Origin of the sequence: Pseudoalteromonas sp. SR43-3 (assembly GCF_014163875.1) — a bacterium.
GTDB lineage: Bacteria > Pseudomonadota > Gammaproteobacteria > Enterobacterales > Alteromonadaceae > Pseudoalteromonas > Pseudoalteromonas distincta.
Genome location: NZ_JACJEC010000007.1, coordinates 36,002 through 58,555 on the forward strand (window position 1 = coordinate 36,002; position 22,554 = coordinate 58,555).

Annotated in this window: 22 protein-coding genes; 5 read left to right on the top strand and 17 right to left on the bottom strand. The window is 39.7% G+C overall.

The window, feature by feature from the left end; translation table 11 throughout:
• Positions 1–269: 269 nt before the first annotated feature.
• From H5088_RS10530 to yceD, 14 genes are all read right to left on the bottom strand, one after another.
• Positions 270–2,129 carry an alkaline phosphatase D family protein gene (locus H5088_RS10530; protein ID WP_182752826.1) on the bottom strand — a complete coding sequence of 620 codons (1,860 nt, stop codon included), beginning with the start codon at positions 2,127–2,129 and terminating at the stop codon, positions 270–272.
• A 4-nt stretch (positions 2,130–2,133) separates the two neighbouring features.
• Positions 2,134–2,913, bottom strand: coding sequence for a YchF/TatD family DNA exonuclease (locus H5088_RS10535; RefSeq protein ID WP_182720754.1), 780 nt, complete (start codon positions 2,911–2,913; stop codon positions 2,134–2,136).
• Positions 2,914–3,027: 114 nt separating this feature from the next.
• On the bottom strand, positions 3,028–3,354 hold the full coding sequence (locus H5088_RS10540; protein ID WP_002962367.1) for a PilZ domain-containing protein: 327 nt from the start codon (positions 3,352–3,354) through the stop codon (positions 3,028–3,030).
• Positions 3,355–3,365: 11 nt separating this feature from the next.
• Positions 3,366–4,280 carry a DNA polymerase III subunit delta' gene (locus H5088_RS10545; protein WP_182752827.1) on the bottom strand — a complete coding sequence of 305 codons (915 nt, stop codon included), beginning with the start codon at positions 4,278–4,280 and terminating at the stop codon, positions 3,366–3,368.
• A gap of 1 nt (position 4,281) precedes the next feature.
• A complete protein-coding gene (tmk, locus tag H5088_RS10550) occupies positions 4,282–4,908 on the bottom strand; it encodes a dTMP kinase (RefSeq protein WP_182752828.1) in 627 nt (208 codons plus the stop codon).
• Between the two features lie 6 nt (positions 4,909–4,914).
• Positions 4,915–5,901: an endolytic transglycosylase MltG gene (gene mltG / locus H5088_RS10555; RefSeq protein WP_182752829.1), complete on the bottom strand. Its 987-nt coding sequence runs from the start codon at positions 5,899–5,901 to the stop codon at positions 4,915–4,917.
• Positions 5,895–6,710 carry an aminodeoxychorismate lyase gene (gene pabC / locus H5088_RS10560; protein ID WP_182752830.1) on the bottom strand — a complete coding sequence of 272 codons (816 nt, stop codon included), beginning with the start codon at positions 6,708–6,710 and terminating at the stop codon, positions 5,895–5,897. The genes mltG and pabC overlap by 7 nt, the downstream gene beginning before the upstream one ends.
• A 59-nt stretch (positions 6,711–6,769) precedes the next feature.
• The gene (gene fabF, locus H5088_RS10565; RefSeq protein ID WP_002962376.1) at positions 6,770–8,008 is read right to left on the bottom strand and encodes a beta-ketoacyl-ACP synthase II; all 1,239 of its coding nucleotides are present in this window, start codon (positions 8,006–8,008) and stop codon (positions 6,770–6,772) included.
• 215 nt (positions 8,009–8,223) lie between these two features.
• A complete protein-coding gene (gene acpP / locus H5088_RS10570) occupies positions 8,224–8,460 on the bottom strand; it encodes an acyl carrier protein (RefSeq protein ID WP_002962377.1) in 237 nt (78 codons plus the stop codon).
• 250 nt (positions 8,461–8,710) lie between these two features.
• Positions 8,711–9,457 (bottom strand): 3-oxoacyl-ACP reductase FabG, encoded by a 747-nt coding sequence (fabG, locus tag H5088_RS10575; protein WP_002962378.1) that lies wholly within the window; start codon positions 9,455–9,457, stop codon positions 8,711–8,713.
• Between the two features lie 11 nt (positions 9,458–9,468).
• Positions 9,469–10,395: an ACP S-malonyltransferase gene (gene fabD, locus H5088_RS10580; RefSeq protein ID WP_039490050.1), complete on the bottom strand. Its 927-nt coding sequence runs from the start codon at positions 10,393–10,395 to the stop codon at positions 9,469–9,471.
• 52 nt (positions 10,396–10,447) lie between these two features.
• Positions 10,448–11,488 (bottom strand): phosphate acyltransferase PlsX, encoded by a 1,041-nt coding sequence (plsX, locus tag H5088_RS10585; protein ID WP_002962380.1) that lies wholly within the window; start codon positions 11,486–11,488, stop codon positions 10,448–10,450.
• Between the two features lie 12 nt (positions 11,489–11,500).
• On the bottom strand, positions 11,501–11,671 hold the full coding sequence (rpmF, locus tag H5088_RS10590; protein ID WP_002962381.1) for a 50S ribosomal protein L32: 171 nt from the start codon (positions 11,669–11,671) through the stop codon (positions 11,501–11,503).
• 9 nt (positions 11,672–11,680) lie between these two features.
• The gene (yceD, locus tag H5088_RS10595; RefSeq protein WP_007375269.1) at positions 11,681–12,205 is read right to left on the bottom strand and encodes a 23S rRNA accumulation protein YceD; all 525 of its coding nucleotides are present in this window, start codon (positions 12,203–12,205) and stop codon (positions 11,681–11,683) included.
• 131 nt (positions 12,206–12,336) lie between these two features.
• On the opposite strand from yceD, the gene H5088_RS10600 reads away from it, so the two are divergent.
• On the top strand, positions 12,337–12,936 hold the full coding sequence (locus H5088_RS10600) for a nucleoside triphosphate pyrophosphatase (protein WP_182694138.1): 600 nt from the start codon (positions 12,337–12,339) through the stop codon (positions 12,934–12,936).
• Between the two features lie 9 nt (positions 12,937–12,945).
• Here H5088_RS10600 and H5088_RS10605 read toward each other — a convergent pair whose 3' ends face one another.
• Complete coding sequence (locus tag H5088_RS10605; protein WP_182752831.1) at positions 12,946–13,608, bottom strand: HAD-IA family hydrolase; 663 nt, start codon at positions 13,606–13,608, stop codon at positions 12,946–12,948.
• Positions 13,605–14,564 (bottom strand): 23S rRNA pseudouridine(955/2504/2580) synthase RluC, encoded by a 960-nt coding sequence (gene rluC / locus H5088_RS10610; protein ID WP_024596136.1) that lies wholly within the window; start codon positions 14,562–14,564, stop codon positions 13,605–13,607. Before rluC ends, H5088_RS10605 begins: the two co-directional genes overlap by 4 nt.
• Positions 14,565–15,336: 772 nt before the next feature.
• Between rluC and rne the strand changes: the two genes are divergently transcribed.
• The gene (rne, locus tag H5088_RS10615) at positions 15,337–18,558 is read left to right on the top strand and encodes a ribonuclease E (protein WP_182752832.1); all 3,222 of its coding nucleotides are present in this window, start codon (positions 15,337–15,339) and stop codon (positions 18,556–18,558) included.
• Positions 18,559–19,166: 608 nt separating this feature from the next.
• On the opposite strand, the gene yejK is transcribed toward rne, so the two are convergent.
• Positions 19,167–20,183: a nucleoid-associated protein YejK gene (gene yejK, locus H5088_RS10620; RefSeq protein ID WP_002961473.1), complete on the bottom strand. Its 1,017-nt coding sequence runs from the start codon at positions 20,181–20,183 to the stop codon at positions 19,167–19,169.
• A 62-nt stretch (positions 20,184–20,245) separates the two neighbouring features.
• On the opposite strand from yejK, the gene H5088_RS10625 reads away from it, so the two are divergent.
• From H5088_RS10625 to H5088_RS10635, 3 genes are all read left to right on the top strand, one after another.
• Positions 20,246–20,458 (top strand): DUF1414 domain-containing protein, encoded by a 213-nt coding sequence (locus H5088_RS10625; RefSeq protein WP_002961475.1) that lies wholly within the window; start codon positions 20,246–20,248, stop codon positions 20,456–20,458.
• A 5-nt stretch (positions 20,459–20,463) separates the two neighbouring features.
• Positions 20,464–21,960, top strand: a complete 1,497-nt coding sequence (locus H5088_RS10630; RefSeq protein WP_182738151.1) for a DUF3413 domain-containing protein — start codon at positions 20,464–20,466, stop codon at positions 21,958–21,960.
• A gap of 86 nt (positions 21,961–22,046) precedes the next feature.
• Positions 22,047–22,526 (top strand): DUF4124 domain-containing protein, encoded by a 480-nt coding sequence (locus tag H5088_RS10635; protein ID WP_024596961.1) that lies wholly within the window; start codon positions 22,047–22,049, stop codon positions 22,524–22,526.
• Positions 22,527–22,554: the final 28 nt, after the last annotated feature.

Here is a 22,554-nt window from a genome sequence, read left to right on the forward strand (position 1 = left end):
TGTTATCAAATGTAACCAGATGGCAAAATTAGTTATGCTTTATTGAACAGCTTTACTATAGTTTTAAGTACTTTCTTCTTCTCCCTAACGAACCAGAAAGTTTTTAGTTAACGCTAGGCTCAATTTAGAGTCACTTTATAGCCCAGAGGCTTTTTATAAGCCTCTGAGCGTTTTTATTTGTAGGTTCTTATCTAAACAGTACTACGTTTTACTTTTTTCAAACGCTTTACCAAGGGTCCTTATCTACAATTAACTTGTAGATGAGCAACTTACTGTTTCTCTAAATCAAACTCAGTTAAATGCCCTTCACCGTGTATAAGTTGATATCGGGCTAAATTCCCCTGCTCTAGTGTTATTAAACTAATAGCTGAGTCGCTTAATAAGTATTTTTGCCCTTCACCTATGGTTTGGTGCTTATCTACTTCTATATGCCAACGTTTGGTAAAAAAGTTTAAGGGACTTTTTGGGCCGTATAAAATTGAGTCGAGCTTATCGAGTATGTTTATTAATTTACGCGGGAACTCGTTTTTAATACCGCTGGCGGTAAGTTGCCAAATTCGATTGGGATGATCGCCAAAACGCTTTTGCACCGAAAAGCAAAATGAGTAATGTACATCACCCGATAAAATAAGGGTTTCGTTTGGGGTGTCGGTGCGTCTAAAAGTATCGAGTAGCTTTTTGGCTGAGCCTTCGTGCGCCATCCAGTTTTCTACGTCAACCATGAGCGGTTGGCCACATATGTTAAACATGGCTTGAATGGCTTCTATTGATTTAACACCAAATACAGGGGCTGGCGATACAATAATAACCTGATCGTGGCTTAATAGGCTTTCTTCAAGCTCTGTTAAACGCTCCCAATCAAGTAGGCCTGAAGGCTCGTTAAAGTTTTGCTCATTTCGCCAACGGTGCGTACGTGTATCTAGCACCACTACTTTTGGGGTTGTTGTTAACTCATAATGCCAAAAACTAAAATCGTTTAGTGGTTTATCAAATGCTTTAAACTGCCATAAATTATTAACAGTACGGCTTTGCTTAAAAGGTGTTAGTAACTCGCCTGTTTTATTTAGTGCATCGTTCCCCATTCCTTGAAAAAGCCAATAACTAATTAAGCCGTTATTGATGATCCGTTTACTACTTGGATTTTCATTTATAGCTTGCTCCCACCCAGCGGTGAGGTTCCAATCATCGGTTACATCGTGATCGTCAAACATCATTAATGTAGATACATTGGCAAACAATCGCTCTACTTCACTTAAGCCTTTTGCATAATCAATCAGTGCTGTTTTTTCAGCGTCAAAAATAGTTTTGTTTTGCTTGTTTTGACCTGAATACGTTGTGTTTTGTATATCAACGCATTGCCAAACAGCAGCACTAAAATTTAATAAATAAAGTGCAATGTATTCTTCAAAATGGATAAGGTGATTGTAGGCTTTTACACTTGAAAAGTGAGGTTCGTCTTTTTTTAGCCAGTAACCAACACCTAACTTTGAGCGTTTTTGCCAAGGTGTTTTTGGTAAAAACAAATGGCGATTATAAAGTTGCTCATTTATATCGCCCGGTAGCTCAATGGCAAGTGGTTGCTCTTTATAAATACCTAACGCTTTAATTAACTGATGAATAGCTAATAACATGGGGCCTGCTACATCATCGGCATAAACCTGGTCACCGCTCAGTAATAGCAACTGTGCGCCTTGATTATTATTACCGCGCTGAGTATTTTGCCAGTGACTTGCAGACACTAAGCTGTCTTTTGCTGGGTGATGTGCATTACGGCACGAGCCATGCAAAATATCACTCAGTTTATCGGGGATTACAAATGCAGGCGTTGTTTGATTGCTATAGCACCAGGGCGATAAATCGATTGCTGCATCATCAATTACAAGCTCATAGCTTAATAAGCTATCGACAGGAAGTTTGTTGTCTATTGGCTTTATAATAACGAAATGCAGGTATAAATGTTCACCCAAAGAAACAGTATGTTGATCGCTATAACACTCAACATTTAATAAGTTTATTTGGCAGTTTGCAGGCTTGGAGGTAGCAAACTGAATACAGACTCCAGTTTGCTCTGCACGGCGCACCATTGGCCCCATTAGTAAAATAGGAAGGTTTGCCGTGTGAGTAATCATGTATTTAGCCTTTAGCTGCTAATTTAAATAAAGAATAAAAGTTCTCTGTAGTCGCTTTAGCAAGTTCATTAAAGCTAATGCCTTTAAGTTCGCTAATGTAATAAGCTACATCTTCTACGTATGCTGGCTGGTTTGTTTGCCCACGGTACGGCACCGGTGCTAAATAAGGCGAGTCGGTTTCTATTAGTAATCTATCTAGCGGTATTTGCTTTACTACTTCTTTTAGCTCAATAGCATTTTTAAAGGTAACAATGCCCGAAATAGATATATAAAAGCCCATGTCTATGGCTTTTTTAGCCATATCCCAGTCTTCAGTAAAGCAATGTAGTACGCCACCGCAGTTTTCGGCTTTGTGCTCACGCATTAAGTTAATTGTGTCGGCACGGGCATCACGAGTATGAATAATTAACGGCTTTTGTAATTCGTTTGCCACTTCAATATGCCCAACAAAGCTGGCTTGCTGCACTGCGTGAGTATCTTTTGAATAATAGTAATCAAGACCCGTTTCACCAATAGCAACGACTTTGTCGTGTGAAGCTAAGTCGATTAGTTGCTGTTTATTAAGGGCGTCTTTTTGATCAAGTGGATGTACACCGCATGAGGCTGAAACATCGTCGTAATGCTTAATTTTATCAAGCATGCTTGGAAACTGATCAAGCGTTACGCTTACACATAAAAAGTGCTCTATTTGCTTTGCACGCGCTTTATCAAGAACTTGGTCAAGGTTTAAGTCTAGTTTATCAAAATCAAGACGGTCTAAATGGCAATGAGAATCTACAATCACTATAAGGCCTGTATTATGTTCAGGGTTTAAATTTGTTCGTTTAATTTATTATGTTAGTAATTAAAAGAACCCAATATAGGGCGGCGTTAATCTCAATGAAAAACCGACCTATAACTACATGGTATATGTTTGATCGCCTGAGTTTAACATAGTCCCAAGCAGTTTTTCGATTTTAGCGTTTAGGTTTGTTTTATCGTCTAAAAAACTAATACCAATACCTGGAGGATTAGAGCTTTGTGCTCCTTGTGGCGTGATCCACGACACTTTACCTGTCACTACGTCATCTTCTAAGGCATCGGGCAAAGTAACTCTAAGCGCTAATGAATGCCCTGCTTCGTAACGCATATTAGTGCGTACAAATAAGCCACCTTTTTTTAAGTAAGGCATATAACAACGGTATAACTCGTCTAAATCGTCTATGTCTACTAGTAGTTCTTGCATGATTAATCCTTTTAAGAATTTCGCAATGTGTATGCTAATCGTGATACAGCAAGCGGTAAATTAAGGCCAAGTACTTGTGTGTTATTTTGTAAAAACTCGCCTAATGCATTTTGCGCACTTTGATAAGCGTCAAAACTCATGCCTTGCAGTAATTGCTGCTTTAGTTGCACGCTTAAAAACAAAGTAAATATACGAACAAGTTCAGGCTGTTTATTTATTATATCGACTAACGCTTTAAAATTATGACTTTGTTTAAACTCAGTTGCAAACTTATACAGTGTATCAATATTTTTCAGCTGGTCTTGCTGTTGCCAATGCTTTACTTGCAGCGGTTGGTTATAAAAAAGTGCTAACCAACTATAGTTAGGAATGTCTAATGTCTCTAGCCATTGCTGAGCAAGTGCTGTATTAGCTATTTTTACGTCACTTTTAGCGCATCGACTTAAAATAGTTGCAGGGAGCTGTGCTGGTTGACTTGTGGTTAATATTAAAAAGCGGCTATTAGTTGGCTCTTCAAGTGTTTTTAATAATGCGTTAGCTGCTGCTGTGGTCATTTTTTCGCAATTTTCGATTATCGCGACTTTATTGCCATTTTGCGCTGCTGAGTGATTCATAAAATCACTAATACCACGAATATCATCTACACCAATACTTTGCCCATCAACTTGCGTTAAACGTTTGTCGGGGTGAGTGCCAGCCAGGTTAAGTAAACAGCTTTTACACTGTCCGCAAGGTTTTAGCATACTGTTTTGCGCAGCTATCTGCTTAGCTATATTTTGGCATAACAAAGCATTCCCAAGCTCATCACTTAACTCAAACTTACCTACGCCAACAGGCCCACAAAATAATTGCGCATGATGAAAACGCTCTGCGCGATAACTTTTCGCTAAACGTGCTTGAGTATCATGTAGCCAAGGCAATGGCATATTATTTTAGGCCTTCAAAAAATGAATGCAGTACATTGGTTATATCGCGATGTACTTTATCAATACTTTGGTTTGCATCAACTGTTTTAATTGTGTTGTCGTCATTAGCAAGTTCAACATAACGCATACGTGTACGCTGAAAAAACTCAATGGCTTCTTGTTCAATACGGTCAAGCTCGCCACGCCCTTTTGCACGTTCAAGGCCTATCACTGGGTCAATATCAAGGTAAATAGTTAAATCAGGCTTTAAGCCTTTTAACACCATTGACGAAAGTGAAGCTAATGTATTTGAGCTAATACCACGCCCGCCACCTTGATACGCCTGAGACGATAAATCATGACGATCGGCAAGTACCCATTGGCCTTTATCAAGCGCTGGGGTAATAACATTGTGCATTAGCTGCGAGCGAGCTGCGTACATAATAAGCAACTCGGTTTCAAAGGCAATCTCTTCTGCGTGCTCTGCTTTTACAAGCGTACGAAGCGATTCAGCCAGTGGCGTGCCGCCAGGTTCGCGGACATTAATAAAGTCTATTTTTTGTTTGTTTAAAAAGTCTTGGCATAACGAAATAGCGGTTGATTTACCCGCGCCTTCTAGCCCTTCTATTACTATAAATTTTGATTTCATAAAAACTTAATTCTTTTTATTTAATATATACGTTTTAACTGCCGCGTTATGCTGCTTTAACGTGGTTGAAAATTGGTGGCTACCATCGCCTTTTGATACAAAGTAAACGTATTCACTTTGCGGCGGATTAACTGCAGCTAAAATAGCGGCTTTAGATGGCATAGCAATCGGTGTTGGCGGTAAGCCATTAATACGATACGTATTGTAAGGCGTATAATCGCGTAAATCTTTGTATTTAATATCGCCATCAAAGTCAGCGCCTAGCCCGTATATTACGGTAGGATCGGTTTGTAGGCGCATATTAGTGTTTAATCGGTTAACAAACGCTGATGCAATTAACGGACGCTCGCTGGCAAGGCCTGTTTCTTTTTCAATGATTGAAGCCATTATTAGTGCTTCGTATGCTGTTTTATAGGGTAAATTAGCGGCGCGCTGCTGCCAAGCATCATCTAATGTTTGCTGCATTTTTTGTGCTGCACGTTTTAATACACTGCTTGCAGTATCGTTATTATGATAATGGTAAGTGTCGGGGAATAACCAGCCTTCTAAGTGCGTGTCATTACCCAGTATTTGAGTACTTAGTTCGTCAGTTTTTAAATCGTTTTGTAAATTATCAGCTTTTTTAATAGCACTTAGTACTTCACGTAAGTTTTGACCTTCAATTATGGTAAAACTAAAACTAATTTGCTGACCTTGGTTAATTTTTTTTACGTTGTTAATAACGCTATCGGCTGTTAGCTCGTAAAGCCCCGCTTTTAAGTCGGTAAGTGTGGGATCTAATTTGGCAATTACCTGATAACGCCAACAACTTTCTACCCAGTTATTAGCTTGCCATTGTTGGCATAACTTATTAAAGCCAGTGCCATGCTTAACTTCAAATTGTGTGCTTTGTGCTACCTTTAACGGGCTATTTATTGTTGCTTGTAATTGCTGGTAACCAACAGCAGTGGTTATAACAGCTAAAAAAAGTACCGATAAAATAACTTTTAACACTCAGCCTCCTTGGCTAATAATTTAGTTAGTAATGTGTGGCTTTCGTCTGTATTAAATACCTGTTGCTCAATACGTTTTACAGGTACTGCTCCCATTAAGCTATTACACACAAATACGGCGTCTGCTTGGGTTAAGTCTTCTACTTTCACGCGTTTAAATTCAACAGGCAATTTATCACATAACGATTGTAGATAAACGCCCTTAATTCCGCACTCATCAAGCAATGGCGTAAACAAACGCTTATTTTTAATCGCAAAAATATTAGCTGCTGAAGCTTCAATTACATTATTATTGTAATCAAGCACTAACACATCGTCGCAGTTTTGCGTTTGCATTGCTTTTTTAACTAGTACTTGCTCAAGCCGGTTTAGTGTTTTAAGACCCGCTAAATAAGGCTGTGCTGCTAATTTGATTGGGCTTATTTCTAGATTTACACCCTTTTTAACAAGCGCTTCGTAATTACTAGGGTAATCTAATATGCTCAATAAAATAGTAATATTACACTCACTTGGCAGCCCATAACCACGCCCGCCTTCGCCTCGCGTTACAAGTATTTTAAGCACGTTGAGTGGTGCAGCTTTTATATGCAAAGCAATTTGATTTTCAAGGCGATTAAAATCTAACTCAGGAAAACCCAAACGCTGTGCGCATTCAATCAAACGCGCTTTATGATGAGCCCAATACTGTACTTGCCCATTAACAACTTTAGCCGTTGTAAAAAAGCCGTCACCGTAATTTAAGCCTCTGTCACGCGTGCTTAAAGTGCTGTTTTGATCTACTGCTATTATTGTTTGCATTTTATTTGGCATATAAAAAAAGCCCAGTTAAACAACTGAGCTCTTATAATTTGATTCGTTGTTAAAAAAGATTATACCTTTTTAAATAGCAACGAGCCATTAGTACCACCAAAACCGAACGAGTTACACAGTGCAAAGTCTAACTTTGCATCACGTGCAGTGTGAGCAATATAATCTAAGTCACACCCTTCGTCTGGGTTATCAAGGTTAATAGTTGGCGACACTTTTTGATCTGTCAGTGATAAAATCGAAATAATCGATTCAACCGAGCCAGCAGCACCTAACAAGTGACCCATCATCGATTTAGACGAGCCTACCATTACATCTTTGGCTGCATTACCAAAAATAGACTTAACAGCGGCAGTTTCTGCTTTATCGCCTGCATTTGTAGATGTACCGTGTGCGTTAATGTAACCAATTTGCTCAGCGTTTACTTGCGCATCATTTAGTGCGTTTTGCATTGCAAGGGCAGCACCGGCTCCATCTTCTGGTGGTGACGTCATGTGGTACGCATCGCCGCTCATACCAAAGCCTACTAGCTCAGCATAAATTTTAGCGCCACGCGCTTTTGCATGTTCGTACTCTTCAACTACAACAACACCTGCACCGTCAGAAAGCACAAAGCCATCGCGGTCTTTATCCCAAGGGCGAGAAGCCGCTTGTGGGTCGTCATTGCGGGTTGAAAGTGCACGTGCAGCATTAAAGCCACCCATACCAATTGGGGTACAGGCTTTTTCTGCACCGCCAGCAACCATTGCATCTGCATCACCGTAGGCAATCATGCGCGCGGCATGGCCTATATTATGCAAACCAGTAGTACAGGCAGTTACAATTGAAATATTTGGACCACGAAGTCCATGCATCATTGATAAGTGACCTGAGATCATATTAATAATGGTAGACGGCACATAAAATGGCGATAACTTGCGCGGACCACTATTTAATAGCTTAATGTGGTTTTCTTCGATAAGCGTTAAGCCACCAATACCAGAGCCTACAGCTACACCTATACGTGTTGCGTTTTGCTCAGTAATTTCAAGGCCTGAATCTTTAAAGGCTTGAACACCCGCTGCAATGCCGTACTGAATAAACAAGTCCATTTTTTTAGTATCTTTCGCTGACATGTATGCAGTTGCATCAAAGTCATTTATTAAACCAGCGAATTTAGTACCAAATTTTGATGTATCAAAGTGAGTTATTGTTTGAATGCCACTTTTGCCATCTAATAAGCCTTGCCAGGTTGATTGAACATCATTACCTAGCGGCGTCAACATTCCTAAGCCAGTTACGACGACTCGACGTTTAGCCACGGTTTGCCTCCAATAAGGGATATTTACAAGGGGATGATCATACCCAAGCTACCTCAAAGTGCTAGTCCCAAAATAGATTAAAAACGCATAACACAATCAAAATTAATTTTTAGCTAAAATTGAGCATTGAGGCTTAAGTTTTGAATCACGAACTTTGAGGTGGTTTGGATATAAAAAATTAAAGGCAGCGGATGCTGCCTTTAACGTGCGATTAATTACTCAGCGTGTGCTGTTACGTAATCGATAGCAGTTTGTACTGTAGTGATCTTCTCAGCTTCTTCATCTGGGATCTCAGTATCAAACTCTTCTTCAAGAGCCATTACTAGTTCAACAGTATCAAGAGAATCTGCACCTAGGTCATCTACGAAAGAAGATTCATTTTTAACTTCTTCTTCTTTAACACCTAGTTGTTCAATGATAATTTTCTTTACGCGTTCTTGGATATCGCTCATTCTTCTTTCCTTTATTAAAAACGCCGATGCGTTATTTTCAGATTGCCGCGTAGTTTACGCGGCATAATTCTCTGATTCAATGATTTGACCATAAATAATTGTCTGGTCAAACCTCTGAGTGTGTGTTTTGTCTTTTATCGCTTATTTTCGCAGCGATTTCAAGTATGTTTAAAGCAAGTTCACAAATAATTCAATGTTTTTGAGGTAACTTACTTAACTTTATTAGGTAACAATGTGGGTACAATGGTTATTAAACCATGTACATCGCGCCATTTACATGCAAAGTTTCACCTGATACGTACGCAGCCGCGTCAGATGCTAAATAACATACCGCAGCTGCAATTTCGTCTGGTTGACCTAAACGCCCTGCTGGAACATTTGCAAGTGTTGCTGCTTTTTGCTCGTCAGTTAAATCATCAGTCATATCAGTTTGAATAAAACCAGGTGCTACTACGTTTACTGTAATACCACGTGATGCCACTTCGCGTGCAAGTGACTTAGAAAAACCAATTACGCCTGCTTTAGCCGCTGCATAATTTGCTTGCCCTGCATTACCCATAGTGCCCACTACTGAGCCAATATTGATAATACGACCTTTCTTTTTCTTCATCATTGGACGAAGTACCGCTTTAGATAAACGGAAAATCGAGCTTAAGTTAGTGTCGATTATATCGTCCCACTCAGTCTCTTTCATACGCATTAATAGGTTGTCACGTGTGATACCTGCGTTATTAACAAGTACGTCAATATCGCCAAAATCAGCTTTTATTGCGGCAAGTGTCGCTTCAATAGATGCAGGATCCGTTACGTTTAATGCATAACCTTTACCATTGTCACCTAAGTACTCGCTGATTTTAGCAGCGCCTGACTCACTTGTTGCAGTGCCTGCAACTTTTGCACCTTGCGCAACTAATGTTGTTGCAATTGCTTTACCAATACCACGGCTAGCGCCAGTAATTAGGACAATTTTGCCCTCTAAAGAAAATAAATTAGACATTTTATATACTCTTATTTAGCTGCAGCGATTGAAGCGGCATCGTTTACTGAGCCACAAACCATTGCTTTATCAATTCGTTTCGCAAGCCCTGTTAATACTTTACCAGGACCAAATTCGTAGCTTTGCGTTACATCTTGTGCAACCAAGGCTTGTACTGTTTCTGTCCAGCGAACTGGGCTGTATAGTTGACGTACTAGTGCATCTTTAATTGCATCAGCGGTCGATTCAGCTTTTACATCAACATTATTAATTACATCACACTTAGGTGTATTAAATGTTAAAGCGGCCAAGTCTACCGCTAGCTTATCAGCTGCTGGCTTCATTAGTTCACAATGTGAAGGTACGCTAACCGAAAGTGGTAATGCGCGTTTAGCACCAGCATCTTTACATGCTTGTGATGCTCTATCTACTGCCGCTTTATGGCCTGCAATAACAACTTGACCAGGAGAATTGTAGTTAACTGGAGATACAACCTCACCTTGCGCTGAGGCAGCACATGCCGCTTTTATTTCTTCATCGCCTAAGCCAATAATCGCAGCCATTGAACCTACGCCTGCAGGTACAGCTTCTTGCATGTATAAACCACGGTTTTCAACAAGCTTAACAGCTTCGCTCAAGCTTAGTACGTCGCTACATACTAGTGCTGAATATTCACCTAAGCTGTGACCGGCCATAACAACGTCTGCATCTGGGTTTGCTGCAAGCCAATCACGGTAAATAGCAACACTTGCAGTTAATAATGCAGGTTGTGTACGATGAGTTTGATTTAATTTTTCTTCTGGGCCATTAAGAACTAGCTCTGCTAAGTCGTAACCCAGTGCATCTGATGCTTCTGCAAATGTTGCTTTAACAATGTCAGAACTCTCTAGTAGCTCTTGTAACATACCAACGCTTTGCGAGCCTTGACCTGGGAATAGAAGTGCAATTTTTTGTGCCATACTTTGCTCTTTTTAATTAAACAAATAAATAATGAAATACACGGCACATCAATTATTGATTAACCGCCGTGTCTTTAGAATGTGTTTTTTCGAAAATAGCGGCTATTTTATCAGGAAGTTGACGTTCAACCTCTTTTACCGCTTCATCAATTGCTGCTTGAAATGCTTTAGCTGACGCATTTCCATGACTTTTAACGACAATACCGCGCAATCCTACCAGAGAAGCACCGTTATACTGGTCGGGGTTCACCCTTTTATAGAGTTTTTTTATTATTGGACGCAATATAAACGCCATACATTTATACAAAAGGTGCTTTTCGAGCGCAGCTGTAAACTTATTCATAATAAGCTTGGCAATGCCTTCGCATGTTTTAAGCGCCACGTTACCCACAAACCCTTCGCATACAATAACATCAGCCTTGCCAGAAAAAATATCACTTCCTTCGCTGTAACCAATGTAATTAATATGTGGGCTTTGCTGCATTAATTGTGCAGCTTGTTTAATGTCGTCGTGGCCTTTAATGTCCTCAGCGCCAATATTTAATAAGCTAACGCGAGGGTTATCGCAGCCAAGTGCTTGACCAGCAACTACAGAGCCCATAATGCCAAACTGATAGAGCATTTGCGCATCGCAGTGCACATTAGCACCTAAGTCGAGTAAATATACTGGGTTTTGGCTTTCTGTAGGAACAGATGAAATGAGTGCAGCACGTTTAACACCTGGCAGCATTTTTAATACGTAGTGAGCCATAAAAAATAAAGCGCCGGTATTACCTGAGCTAACACACGCTTGAGCTTCGCCCGATTTAACTAAATCAAGGGCAACACGCATAGATGAATCTTTTTTTGAACGTACAGCAATTGCAGGTTCGCAGGCGTTAGTGACTATTTCACTACAGTGACGAATTATGAGTCTTGGATGAGATAAAGAATCGAGGGATTCGAGTTCTTTAGATATAACGTCTTCATTGCCACATAAAATGAGACTTAAATTGGCATGAGCATTCACCGCATGAACGGCAGCAGGAATAGATGAACGGGGGCCGTAATCGCCCCCCATCATATCTAACGCTATGGTTAGATCTTTCAGCATATAAGTAATCTCTTATTTAGAAATTACTTGAACGCCTTTGTAGTAACCATCTGCAGTCACATGGTGACGACGATGAGTCTCACCAGATGTTTGATCTACAGTTAAAGTTGGACCACTGATCGCATCGTGTGAACGGCGCATGCCGCGTCTTGCACGAGACTTTTTGCTTTTTTGTACAGCCATAGTCTTCTCCTAAGAATCTTTCTTAAGTTGTTTCAAAATATCAAATGGATTAGGTTTATCATCTTCCGCCTTTAATACACCAAAGCTGGCAGGCTTTGCTGAATAACTGCATGAAGCTTCGTTGTGGGTAGCCACTAATGGAATTGCTAAAATTAGTTCGTCTTCAATTAAATCAAAAACGTTAACTTCACCATTTTCATCAAGTGCTACTTCGTCGTAGTCTTCAGGAAAAATATCTAACTCTGTATCTTCACCTACTGGTGAATATGCAAAGTCTTGAACCAAATCCAACCCTAAATCACCATTACAACGTTGACAAATGACAGTAACATGTGTGGACAAATTGCCTCTAATCACAGCGAAACCTTGATCATCGTTTTTGCAATGTATTTTTACCGCTATTTCACCTACTTCTTCCTGCACAACTTTCTCTAAACGAGTAAGTTTTTCAAGCGGTACAATTCCGTCATACTTTAAACGGTGCTGCGCTGCTTTGCCTGGATGAAGAGTGATGGGAATTTTCACCTTTTGCATAGGGGCTGCATCATATAGATAGTTAGTTTGTTAGTCAAAGTAAAAAAACATTTTTACTTGGTTTTTAACGTGTTTTACTCTCGGATCTGATTTATCCTAACTCAATCTGAATTATCGTAGGAAAACAGTCCATGAAGCTTCCACTCATTTTAGCGTCAAGCTCGCCTTTTAGGCAGTCTTTATTACAAAAATTTAATTTACCCTTTGATACGTTTTCACCCGACGTTGACGAATCAGCACTTGAATGCGAAACACCTACTGAACTGGTTAAGCGTTTAAGTGAGTTAAAAGCCTCAGCAGCTAATAAACACTTTAAAAAAGGGTTAGCAATTGGATCAGACCAAGTCGCTGTGTTTAACAATCAAATTTTAGGTAAACCGCACAATAAACAAAATGCTCTAAAACAACTAAATTTATTTAGCGGTAATACTGTAACATTTTTAACTGGGCTTTGTGTTTACGATATTGTAACTGGAACAAAAAAAACCTGCGTAGAACCTTTTAATGTGACGTTTAAAACCCTAAGTGATGCACAAATTAGTGCTTATTGCGACGCAGAGCAGCCTTATAACTGTGCTGGCAGCTTCAAAAGTGAAGGGTTGGGTATCTGTTTATTTGAAAAACTAAGCGGAGACGATCCTAATAGCTTAATTGGATTACCATTAATTAAACTCAGCCAATTACTGGCTGAGTTTGGTATTGATGTGCTTACCGCTCAAAACAAGTTCTAATTAAATAAATTAGCCAAGCAAAACCTGTTGCAATTGCAGATAATTATCTACTGTTGCAACAGGGCTAAGCTTATTTAGCTGCTGTGCGTTATGTACACCCATTGTTACGCCAATTCTATCCATGCCTGCAGCTTTTGCCATTGTCATGTCTATTTGAGTGTCACCAATCATTACAGCGTCTTGAGCGCTTATGCCAAGTTCTTCAAGTAATTGATACAGCATATCTGGAGAGGGCTTTGATTGCGCTTCGTCGCTTGTACGTGTTGCACTAAAGAAAGATCTAAGTTGGCTTTGATCAAGCAAGCGCTCTAATCCATCTCGACCTTTACCTGTTGCAACCGCTAAAACAATGCCCTGCTCTTTTAAGGCACCTAAAACGCTAACAACATTATCAAATACAGGAGTTGGCGTGGTATTAACACTATATTGGTGTTTATACCCTTTAATTAGCGCTTGATGCTGCGCGACATTATCGGGAAATAAAACATCAATTGCTTTTTCAAGCGACATACCAATAATATTTTTAATTGCTAAATCACTTGGTGACACTAAATTAAGTGACTCAGCACTACTACGAATACAGTTAACTATTTTAGTGACTGAATCCATAACGGTGCCATCCCAATCAAAAATGACGAGCTTATATTTTTTAATCGGCGTCACTGCAATCACTGTTTTGCGTCTCGTAATTTTAGTAATGTATTTTTAAGCGTTTTATCAAGGGGCGCTTCAATACGCATCGTTGTTTCGTTTTTAGGATGATAAAAACTTAAATCGTGTGCATGTAAAAATAATCGGTTTAACCCAACTTTACGCATAGATTCATCAAACCCCTGGTCACCGTATTTATCATCGCAGGCGATAGGATGACCTTTACATTGTGTATGAACACGAATTTGGTGCGTACGTCCTGTAACAGGCGACGCTTGTACGAGTGAGCAATCGTTAAAACGTTCAAGTACTTTAAAACGCGTATGCGAAGGCTTGCCTTCAGTGTTATCTACACGTACTACGCGTTCACCCGATTTAAGTGTATTTTTACGCAGCCCTTCGGTAACGTTTTTAGTTTTAGAGTCCCACTGCCCTTCTACAAGTGCCCAGTAATTTTTTTCCATGGTTTTTTCACGAAGCTGTTCATGCAATGCTGTTAACACCGAACGGCGCTTTGCAATAAGTAAACAGCCCGATGTATCACGGTCAAGCCTGTGTACTAGCTCAAGATTGCGCTCTTCTGGGCGAAGCGCGCGCAGCGCTTCAATTAAACCATAACTTAAACCACTGCCACCATGAACAGCCATACCTGAAGGTTTATTTATGACGATAAGGTATTTATCTTCAAATAAAATATCGTTTTCTAGGCGAGTTACTTTGTCTAACTTTGATGGTACAAACTCTTCACGCTCAGCAACTCTGATAGGTGCAATACGCAGTACATCGTCAAGCTGTAGTTTATATACAGGTTTAATACGCTTTTTATTAACGCGTACCTCACCTTTGCGCAAAAGTTTATAAATAGCGCTTTTAGGCACCCCTTTTAAATGGGTAATAAGAAAGTTATCAATACGCTGACCTAAATGGTCTTCATTGATCGTGACATAAGTTACTTGTAAGTCGTTTTTTTCTGACATTGCCTAATCACTAATTTAAGTAAAATAATTTAGTTGCTAACACTGTAATAATAGTGGGATAATCAGCAGCGCAAATATTTAGTATTTGCAAATAACAACGGTGCTTTTTAACACATTAAAACATTCGTGATGCACATTCTGGGTAGCCGATCATACAGATCCGAGTTAAGTTTTCCAAAGCTTTTATGCCTCCTCAGTTAACACGTGCGATCAATTAACGGCAATGCGCGTAATATATTGCTGGTTAAGTTTGAACATGAAGCGATTTTTAATGTGCTAGAGAAAGCAATGAACAGATAATTTGTCTGATAGTGACGACGTAAAAAACGTCGTTCAGCACTAGCTCAATTATTGTAGTACCGTACAGCAGCTTATTTAGAATTAAAAAAATCTAATAAATAAGCGTTCATTAACATCGGCAGCGATTTTTGCTCTTAAAACGGATATTAGCGATACATCAGTATGTATTGCTCACCAACTTAATGAGCCCTACGCGCCTAATATGAATGATATTTAGTAAGATTAATATGACAGGCCGACTTCTGGGTAAAACTTGTAAACGTAGCTGAAAAGCCGACAGTTTTAGCACCATTAAGAATTTAATAGCGGTAATAATCGCTATTGTTTGCCAGCATTTAAAATACTGCATACGAGATACAGAGCCGTTCCGTTAAAGACCCAGTCGTGAGGCTGCACATTCTAAAAATAGGGACAACTGAACAGGCGAGAAAAACATCGTCATGTCAGCGACATAAATAAGTAGAGTAACAATATGAAACGTATGCTAATCAATGCAACGCAGCAAGAAGAAATGCGCGTAGCACTGGTTGATGGCCAGCGCCTTTATGATTTAGATATCGAAAGCCCAGGTCACGAACAGAAAAAAGCCAATATTTATAAAGGCAAAATCACTCGCATTGAACCATCTCTTGAAGCAGCATTTGTTGATTACGGTGCTGACCGCCATGGTTTCCTTCCTTTAAAAGAAATTGCACGTACTTACTTCCCTGCAGGTTACACTTTTCATGGTCGCCCTAACATTCGCGACGTAATAAAAGAAGGTCAAGAAGTAATAGTACAAGTTGATAAAGAAGAACGCGGCCAAAAAGGCGCAGCGTTAACTACTTTTATCAGTGTTGCTGGTAGCTATTTAGTTCTTATGCCTAATAACCCTCGTGCTGGCGGTATTTCTCGTCGTATTGAAGGTGATGAGCGAACTGAACTTAAAGAAGCATTAGGTCGTTTAGAACTACCTAAAGGTATGGGCTTAATTGTTCGTACAGCGGGTGTTGGCAAGTCATTTGAAGAACTTAACTACGATTTAAAAGCACTATTAGTACATTGGGATGCAATTAAACAAGCAGCCGATAGTGCTAAAGCACCGTTTTTGATTCACCAAGAAAGCAACGTGATTTTCCGCGCAATACGCGATTATTTACGTCGTGACATTGGCGAAATTTTAATTGATAAACCACGTGTTTTTGAAGAAGCTAAAGCGCACATTGAGCGTTTTCGTCCTGACTTTATGAGCCGTGTTAAGCTTTATCAAGGTGACACGCCTTTATTTACACATTACCAAATTGAAAGCCAAATTGAGTCTGCATTCCAGCGTGAAGTACGTCTTCCTTCTGGTGGTTCAATTGTAATTGACCCTACTGAAGCACTGACATCTATTGATATCAACTCGTCTAAGGCAACTAAAGGCGGCGATATTGAAGAGACAGCACTTAATACAAACTTAGAAGCGGCCGATGAAATTGCACGTCAATTACGTCTTCGTGACCTAGGTGGTTTAATTGTAATCGACTTTATTGATATGACTCCTCCACGCCATCAACGTGAAGTAGAGAATCGTTTAAAAGATGCAGCGCGCCCAGACCGTGCTCGCGTTCAAATTGGTAAAATCTCACGCTTTGGTTTGCTTGAAATGTCGCGCCAGCGTTTGCGTCCTTCATTAGGTGAAGCAAGCCAAGGCCCATGTCCACGTTGTAGTGGCCAAGGTACTATTCGTTCAAACGAATCAATAGCACTTTCAATTCTTCGCTTAATTGAAGAAGAAGCAATTAAAGACAATACAGCACAAGTAAATGCACAAGTGCCTGTTGCTGTTGCTGCTTATTTATTAAATGAGCAACGTCGTAGTGTTCATCGCATTGAAAAACATCATAAATGTGACGTAGTGATCATTCCAAATCAACATATGGAAACACCACATTATGAAGTTATGCGCTTACGTAAAGACGAAACACTTGAAACTGTAAGTTACGGACAAGTTGTTGCACCAGAGCCTGAAGTATTCGAGATGTCAAAATCTCCAAGTACGCCAGTCCGTGAAGAGCCGATGCTAAAAGGCGTGGTAATGCCTTCTACTCCTGCTCCACAAGCAGCGCCAGCTAAAGCCGTAGAGCTTGCTGCGGTAGCACAAACTAAAACTGAAGGTGGCTTACTAGCTGCTATTGGTAATTGGTTTAAGTCGTTATTTGCAAGTGAATCTGAAGAAGAGAAAAAAGAAGCTGTAGAAAAAGAGCAGCAAGAAACGCGCAATAATGCGCGTCGTGGTAACGATAATCGTCGTCGTAATAACAATCAACGTCGTCGTAATAATAACCCACGCACTAACAAGCCGCGCAATGAGCGTCCAGCCGCTGAAGAGGAAGCTAAAACTGACTCAGCAGCAAGCACCGAGACTCAAGAGAGAAGCGAGAACCGCAACAAGCGCCGTCGTAACCCTAACTCTCGTAAGCGCCCAGAGCATAAAAATCAAGAAAAAGATCAAGTTAAAACTGAAGCCCCTGCAAAGGCGGAAGTAGAAACTGATTCTAAGCCAGCACAAGCTGCAGAGCCTAAAGAACAGAAGCCTAAAGTTCGCCGTCAACGTCGTAACATACGTAAAAAAGTACGTCTGCAAGATGAAAAAGCTGAGCAAGCTAACTCAACAGAGCAAGCACCTGAGCAAACGGCTGTAACTGAAACTTCACAAGTTCAAGAGCAAGCTCCTGCTGTAGAAAAGCAAAAGCAAGCTCCGGCAGAAAAAACAGCTCACATTAAAGAAGAGAAAGTTGATGTTGTTGATTCTAACGATGAAACAGCAACTACTGAAGACGAACAAGAGCAAACACGTACACGTTCACGTCGTTCTCCTCGTCATCTTCGTGCATCTGGTCAACGTCGTCGTCGCCCTGAAGGTGAAGCAGAAGTTAAATCTGATGAAGCCCCTGCATTTATTCCAGTTGCTGATCAAGCTGCTGCAGAATACGAAGCAGAACTTAAAGCTAAATCAGAAGAAACACCGGTAGATGCGTCGCAACAAGTTGAGCAAGCAGTTGCGGTTGAAGACTTAGCAAAGGTGGAAGCTGTAGAAGAGCCAGTAAAAGCTAAAGAACCGGCTAAAGCTGAAACGCCAGTAGTAACTGAAGAGCCTGCTAAAATTGAAACACCAGTAGCAACTGAAGAGCCTGCTAAATTTGAAACACCAGTAGCCACTGAAGAGCCTGCTAAAGCTGAAACGCCAGTAGCAACTGAAGAGCCTGCTAAAGTTGAAACACCAGCAGCAACTGAAGAGCCTGCTAAAGTTGAAACACCAGTAGCAACTGAAGAGCCAGCTAAAGCTGAAACACCAGCAGCAACTGAAGAGCCTGCTAAAGTTGAAACGCCAGTAGCCACTGAAGAGCCTGCTAAAGTTGAAACGCCAGTAGCCACTGAAGAACCAGCTAAAGTTGAAACACCAGTAGCCACTGAAGAGCCTGCTAAAGTTGAAGCAAAAGTGAAAACTGAAAAATCAGCACCACATGTTAAAACAGCGGTTACTCAAGGGTCAGCAAGTGCGCCAATGGCACAACCGACTCCTGTAGCTGATAGCGAAGTGAAACATACGTCTGTAGCAATGGCTCACGATAAACGTGAACTAGTTCCAGACAGTGGTTTACGTGCAGGTTCAATCAAACCTGCTGGTCGTGCAAGCTCTGCAATGACTAAAACAATGAGTGTTGATTAATAACTAACATTCATTTAAAAGCCCCGCTATTTAATAAATAGCGGGGCTTTTTTGTTTATATGATTTGAATAATCAGAAAAATGACTTCACGCCCGTAAAAAGTAATTTTTTCACAAAGAGGTAAAGAGACGCTGCGCTTTTAGAGGTAGTAATAAGTCTAAGTCTTGCTAACTTAAATAAGCCCCGCTAGCAAACCATCGCTTGTGTTTCTCATTTACTCCTCTTTCACTTCTCTTTGTGAAATAGATCTTTTAGAGGTTTTAATTAAATAAACAGAAGCGGTGCTTCTCGCGTAAGCAAGCTTCACGACTACAGCCGAAATTTAACACCTTGAATAAAATTAACCTGTAGACACACAACTTGTTGGCGTGACGGGCACAAAGCCCGTAAAAAGTAATTTTTTCACAAAGAGGTTAAGAGACGCTGCGCTTTTAGAGGTAGTAAAAAGGCTAAGTCTTGTTAATAAAGCACGACTTGTGTTTTCTCATTTACTTCTCTTTGTGAAATAAACCTTTAAGGTTTTTTTCCGATGCAACGAATTTATATACCGATACAAAAAAGCGCGATATAAATACCGCGCTCTTAAATCAGCTTTTTACTTGTGAAATTTACTCGCTTTCACTTTCCATAAAACGTTGTAACTGATCTTTTAAGTTTGGCGGAATACCTTTAATTACAAGCGTGTCAGTTGCCTCGTTGTAAGTTACGCGCTCACCTAAGTGTTTACGTTCAAAGCTTACACTCACACCACCACCAAGACCTGAGAACTTAACCATGCTGGTTACGGTTTTCTTATCAACAGGGAAAGTTTCTTCTAAGTCATAGCTTTGTTCTTTACAAAAACTATCAAACGGGCTGTCATCGCCTTTTGTAAGCGTTGCAGATAGCTCGCTTACGCTGGCATCTTCACCAGTTGTCACACAGTCATTACAGTAATCAAAAACTTGTTTACGTAAATCGTCTTTTTCTGATTTATCAAATTGTTGCTCAGATAAATAATCCTCTACTGCGCTAAGCATTACTTGGCTTTGCTGTTTTGAATCAATACCCTCTTCACAACCTAAAAAGTCTAAGAAAAAGTCAGCAACTTTACGTCCAGCTCGCCCTTTGATAAATGAAATATAACGGTTGTCGTCAGCTTGTGTATCCCACGCTGTTAAATCGATACGAGCAGCAAGTTGCATGCGTGATATGTCTAAATGACGAGAAGCGGCTAAATCAAGCTCTGAGGTCATAGAATAATGCTCTTTGATGTTAATCATCGCAATTAGCATGTAATCAGTTGCAACGTACTGGTAATGACAAAATACTAAATAGCCTGTTTCACTAAATGCATACTTATCAAGCTCTTCTTTTAAAACCGTTGAGGCTTGCTCGGTCATATGCCAAAAGCCTAACTCATCATTACGGTAACTTTGCATTGCAGATGCTACAACACTGTTTTTGTCACCACTGAAAGCACAATAACCTTTACCAGGTTTACCATTGTATGCATGATGTAATTGTTCGATAAAAACGGCTACTTTATCGTTAATTACCATCTCATCATTTCGAAGGTGAATTTGCGTATCGTCGTCTTTTTTGTCTACATAGTGAACGACTAATTTTTTAACGTCTGTTGTCATCTTTGTTTTTCACGCCTCTAGTGTTAAAATACGAGAATATAACTATTTTATTGAACCAACTAATGCCAATCTTATCAAAATACTCTAATGAAGAAGTAGAACAAATCGTCGATCAGCTTATTGATGTGCTAACTAAACACAATGCGCCGGTTGATTTAAGTCTTATGTGTTTAGGAAATTCTATCACGCATATCTTAAAAGAGCATGTACCAACAGGGAAAAGACAAGCTGTAACCGAGAACTTTGCAAAAGCGCTCGCGCAGTCGGTTAAATAAAATTTATGAATTTATCGCAGCACAATCAATTTTCATCAAAAGCGAGTCAGCTGCTAAGTTGGGGGCATTGGTTTACCTTTGCCAATATCGGCTTAGCCCTACTTATTAGCTTAAGCTATTTATTTGCAGACTCGCCACCTACAAGCTTTTTAGGCATTACCTATATGCTAGTTACTTGGCTAAGCCACACTAGTTTTATAGCCTTTTTAGCGTTTGTGCTGACGGTATTTCCGCTTAGTTTAATATTCCCCTACCCACGACACATTCGTGGCATGGCCGCTGTAATAGCCACTGTAGGCGCATCATTGCTTACTCTTGATGCTTATGTGTATGTTAATTTAGGTTATCACCTAAGTATATCTGCCTTACCTGAGATCATTTCATTGTTGTGGCATCGTTTAACAAGCTCTCCTGCTTTAACAACCATTTTAGCCAGTGGTATTGTTGTTGTTATTTTAGGCTTTCAGCTACTTGTTAGTAATTACACATGGCACCACCTTGAGCGTTTAAAGCAATATAAATTTGCACGTTACGCAATTTCTTTTTTAATCGTGTGTTTTTCGCTTAGCCACAGTATTCATATTTGGGCTGACGCCAATTTAAACTTTGACGTAACAAAACAAGATAATGTTTTGCCACTTTCATACCCTACTACTGCTAAAAGCTTGTTAGCTAAAAATGATCTGCTAGATATAGAAAGCTACGAGCAAGCACACAACGTAAAAATTAATAACCAAAATATTAGTTATCAAATGCCAAGCCAGCTTGAAAAATGCGAGGACTACACACAAGCCAATGTAGATATATTTGTATTTGAAACTCAACAACAACTCGAAAAGTTTGTTGCCGAGAATAAAAACATGCACAAAACAGAGCAGTTTTTACAGCCAACAAATCATGACGATACGTTATTTAGCTTAGTGTATGGTTTACCCGCTTTTTATAAAGCAGCAATTTTAACCGAGCAGACACTCCCAGTTTGGCAAAGTCAGCGCCGTAGCATTGAAGTAACTGGCATTGAAGAACTAAGCTTTATTAATGATCAAGCACATAGCTCTAGTGCTATTCGAGTAATTAAAGCGAGTGATACCCCTACTGTTCGAGATGATGAAACACAGGTTTTTGCTTTTAGTCTTGCCAATAACAAGCAAGAAGTAGTAACCACCTCAACTTTATACAGCTCTGACAAACGTATTTCTAAGGTAGATGGGCTAATTCAACCTAGCGATTTAATTGCAACAAGCGTTGGGCAATATTTAAATTGCAAAGCTATTGCCAAGCAAACAATGCTAGGCGTTAATCTATACAAGAAAAAAGACGATATGGGCGTGAACTACTCTCAGGGTGTTGTTATAGCCTATAAAAAAGATAGGATTACCTTAATAGATTCAGATGGTAACTTTAAAAACATTTCCGCCGCTGAAGGTTTTTCTATTGAACAAGGTTTAGATATACCATTTTTAGTACAGAGTATTAAAAAGCTCAAAACCTTTACCCAATAACAGTTATCCTAACCTAGCTTGATATACCACCAAGCTAGGTTATAGTTTTATATTGTTGTTAGATATAAAAACCAAGGATGACATGTATGTTTAAAACTTCTCGTTATATTCTCCATTCTAGCTTTTTACTTATCAGTTTTTTTAGCTTTAGCGATACCACTTACTACAAATGTGTAACAGAAAAAGGCACTGTCTTTTCTCAACTCCCCTGTGACGACGAAGCAACGACTTATAAAGTTAACACAACGGGTAATCAGTATTCTGGTCCTAAGGTTGACTACACTAAACAACTAAACGAACTTGAGCGTGAAAGGCTTCTATCTGGCTTACAGGCAGAGCTTCGCAGTAATAACCATAAACTAACAATACTTGATCGTAATAAAGAGCGTGCTGAATACAAACAACAAGAGCGGTTAAATCATATCTTAGCCATTGATGATAAAAAGCGTATTACTAAAGACATTACTAAAAAACTAAAAATAATTAATAAAACATATAAGAAAAACGTATCGGCTGTGACTAAACAAATTAAAATTCTCGAAAAAAAGATAGCTCAATTCCAATAAGTTACTCTTAGTTAGTAAGTAACATTTA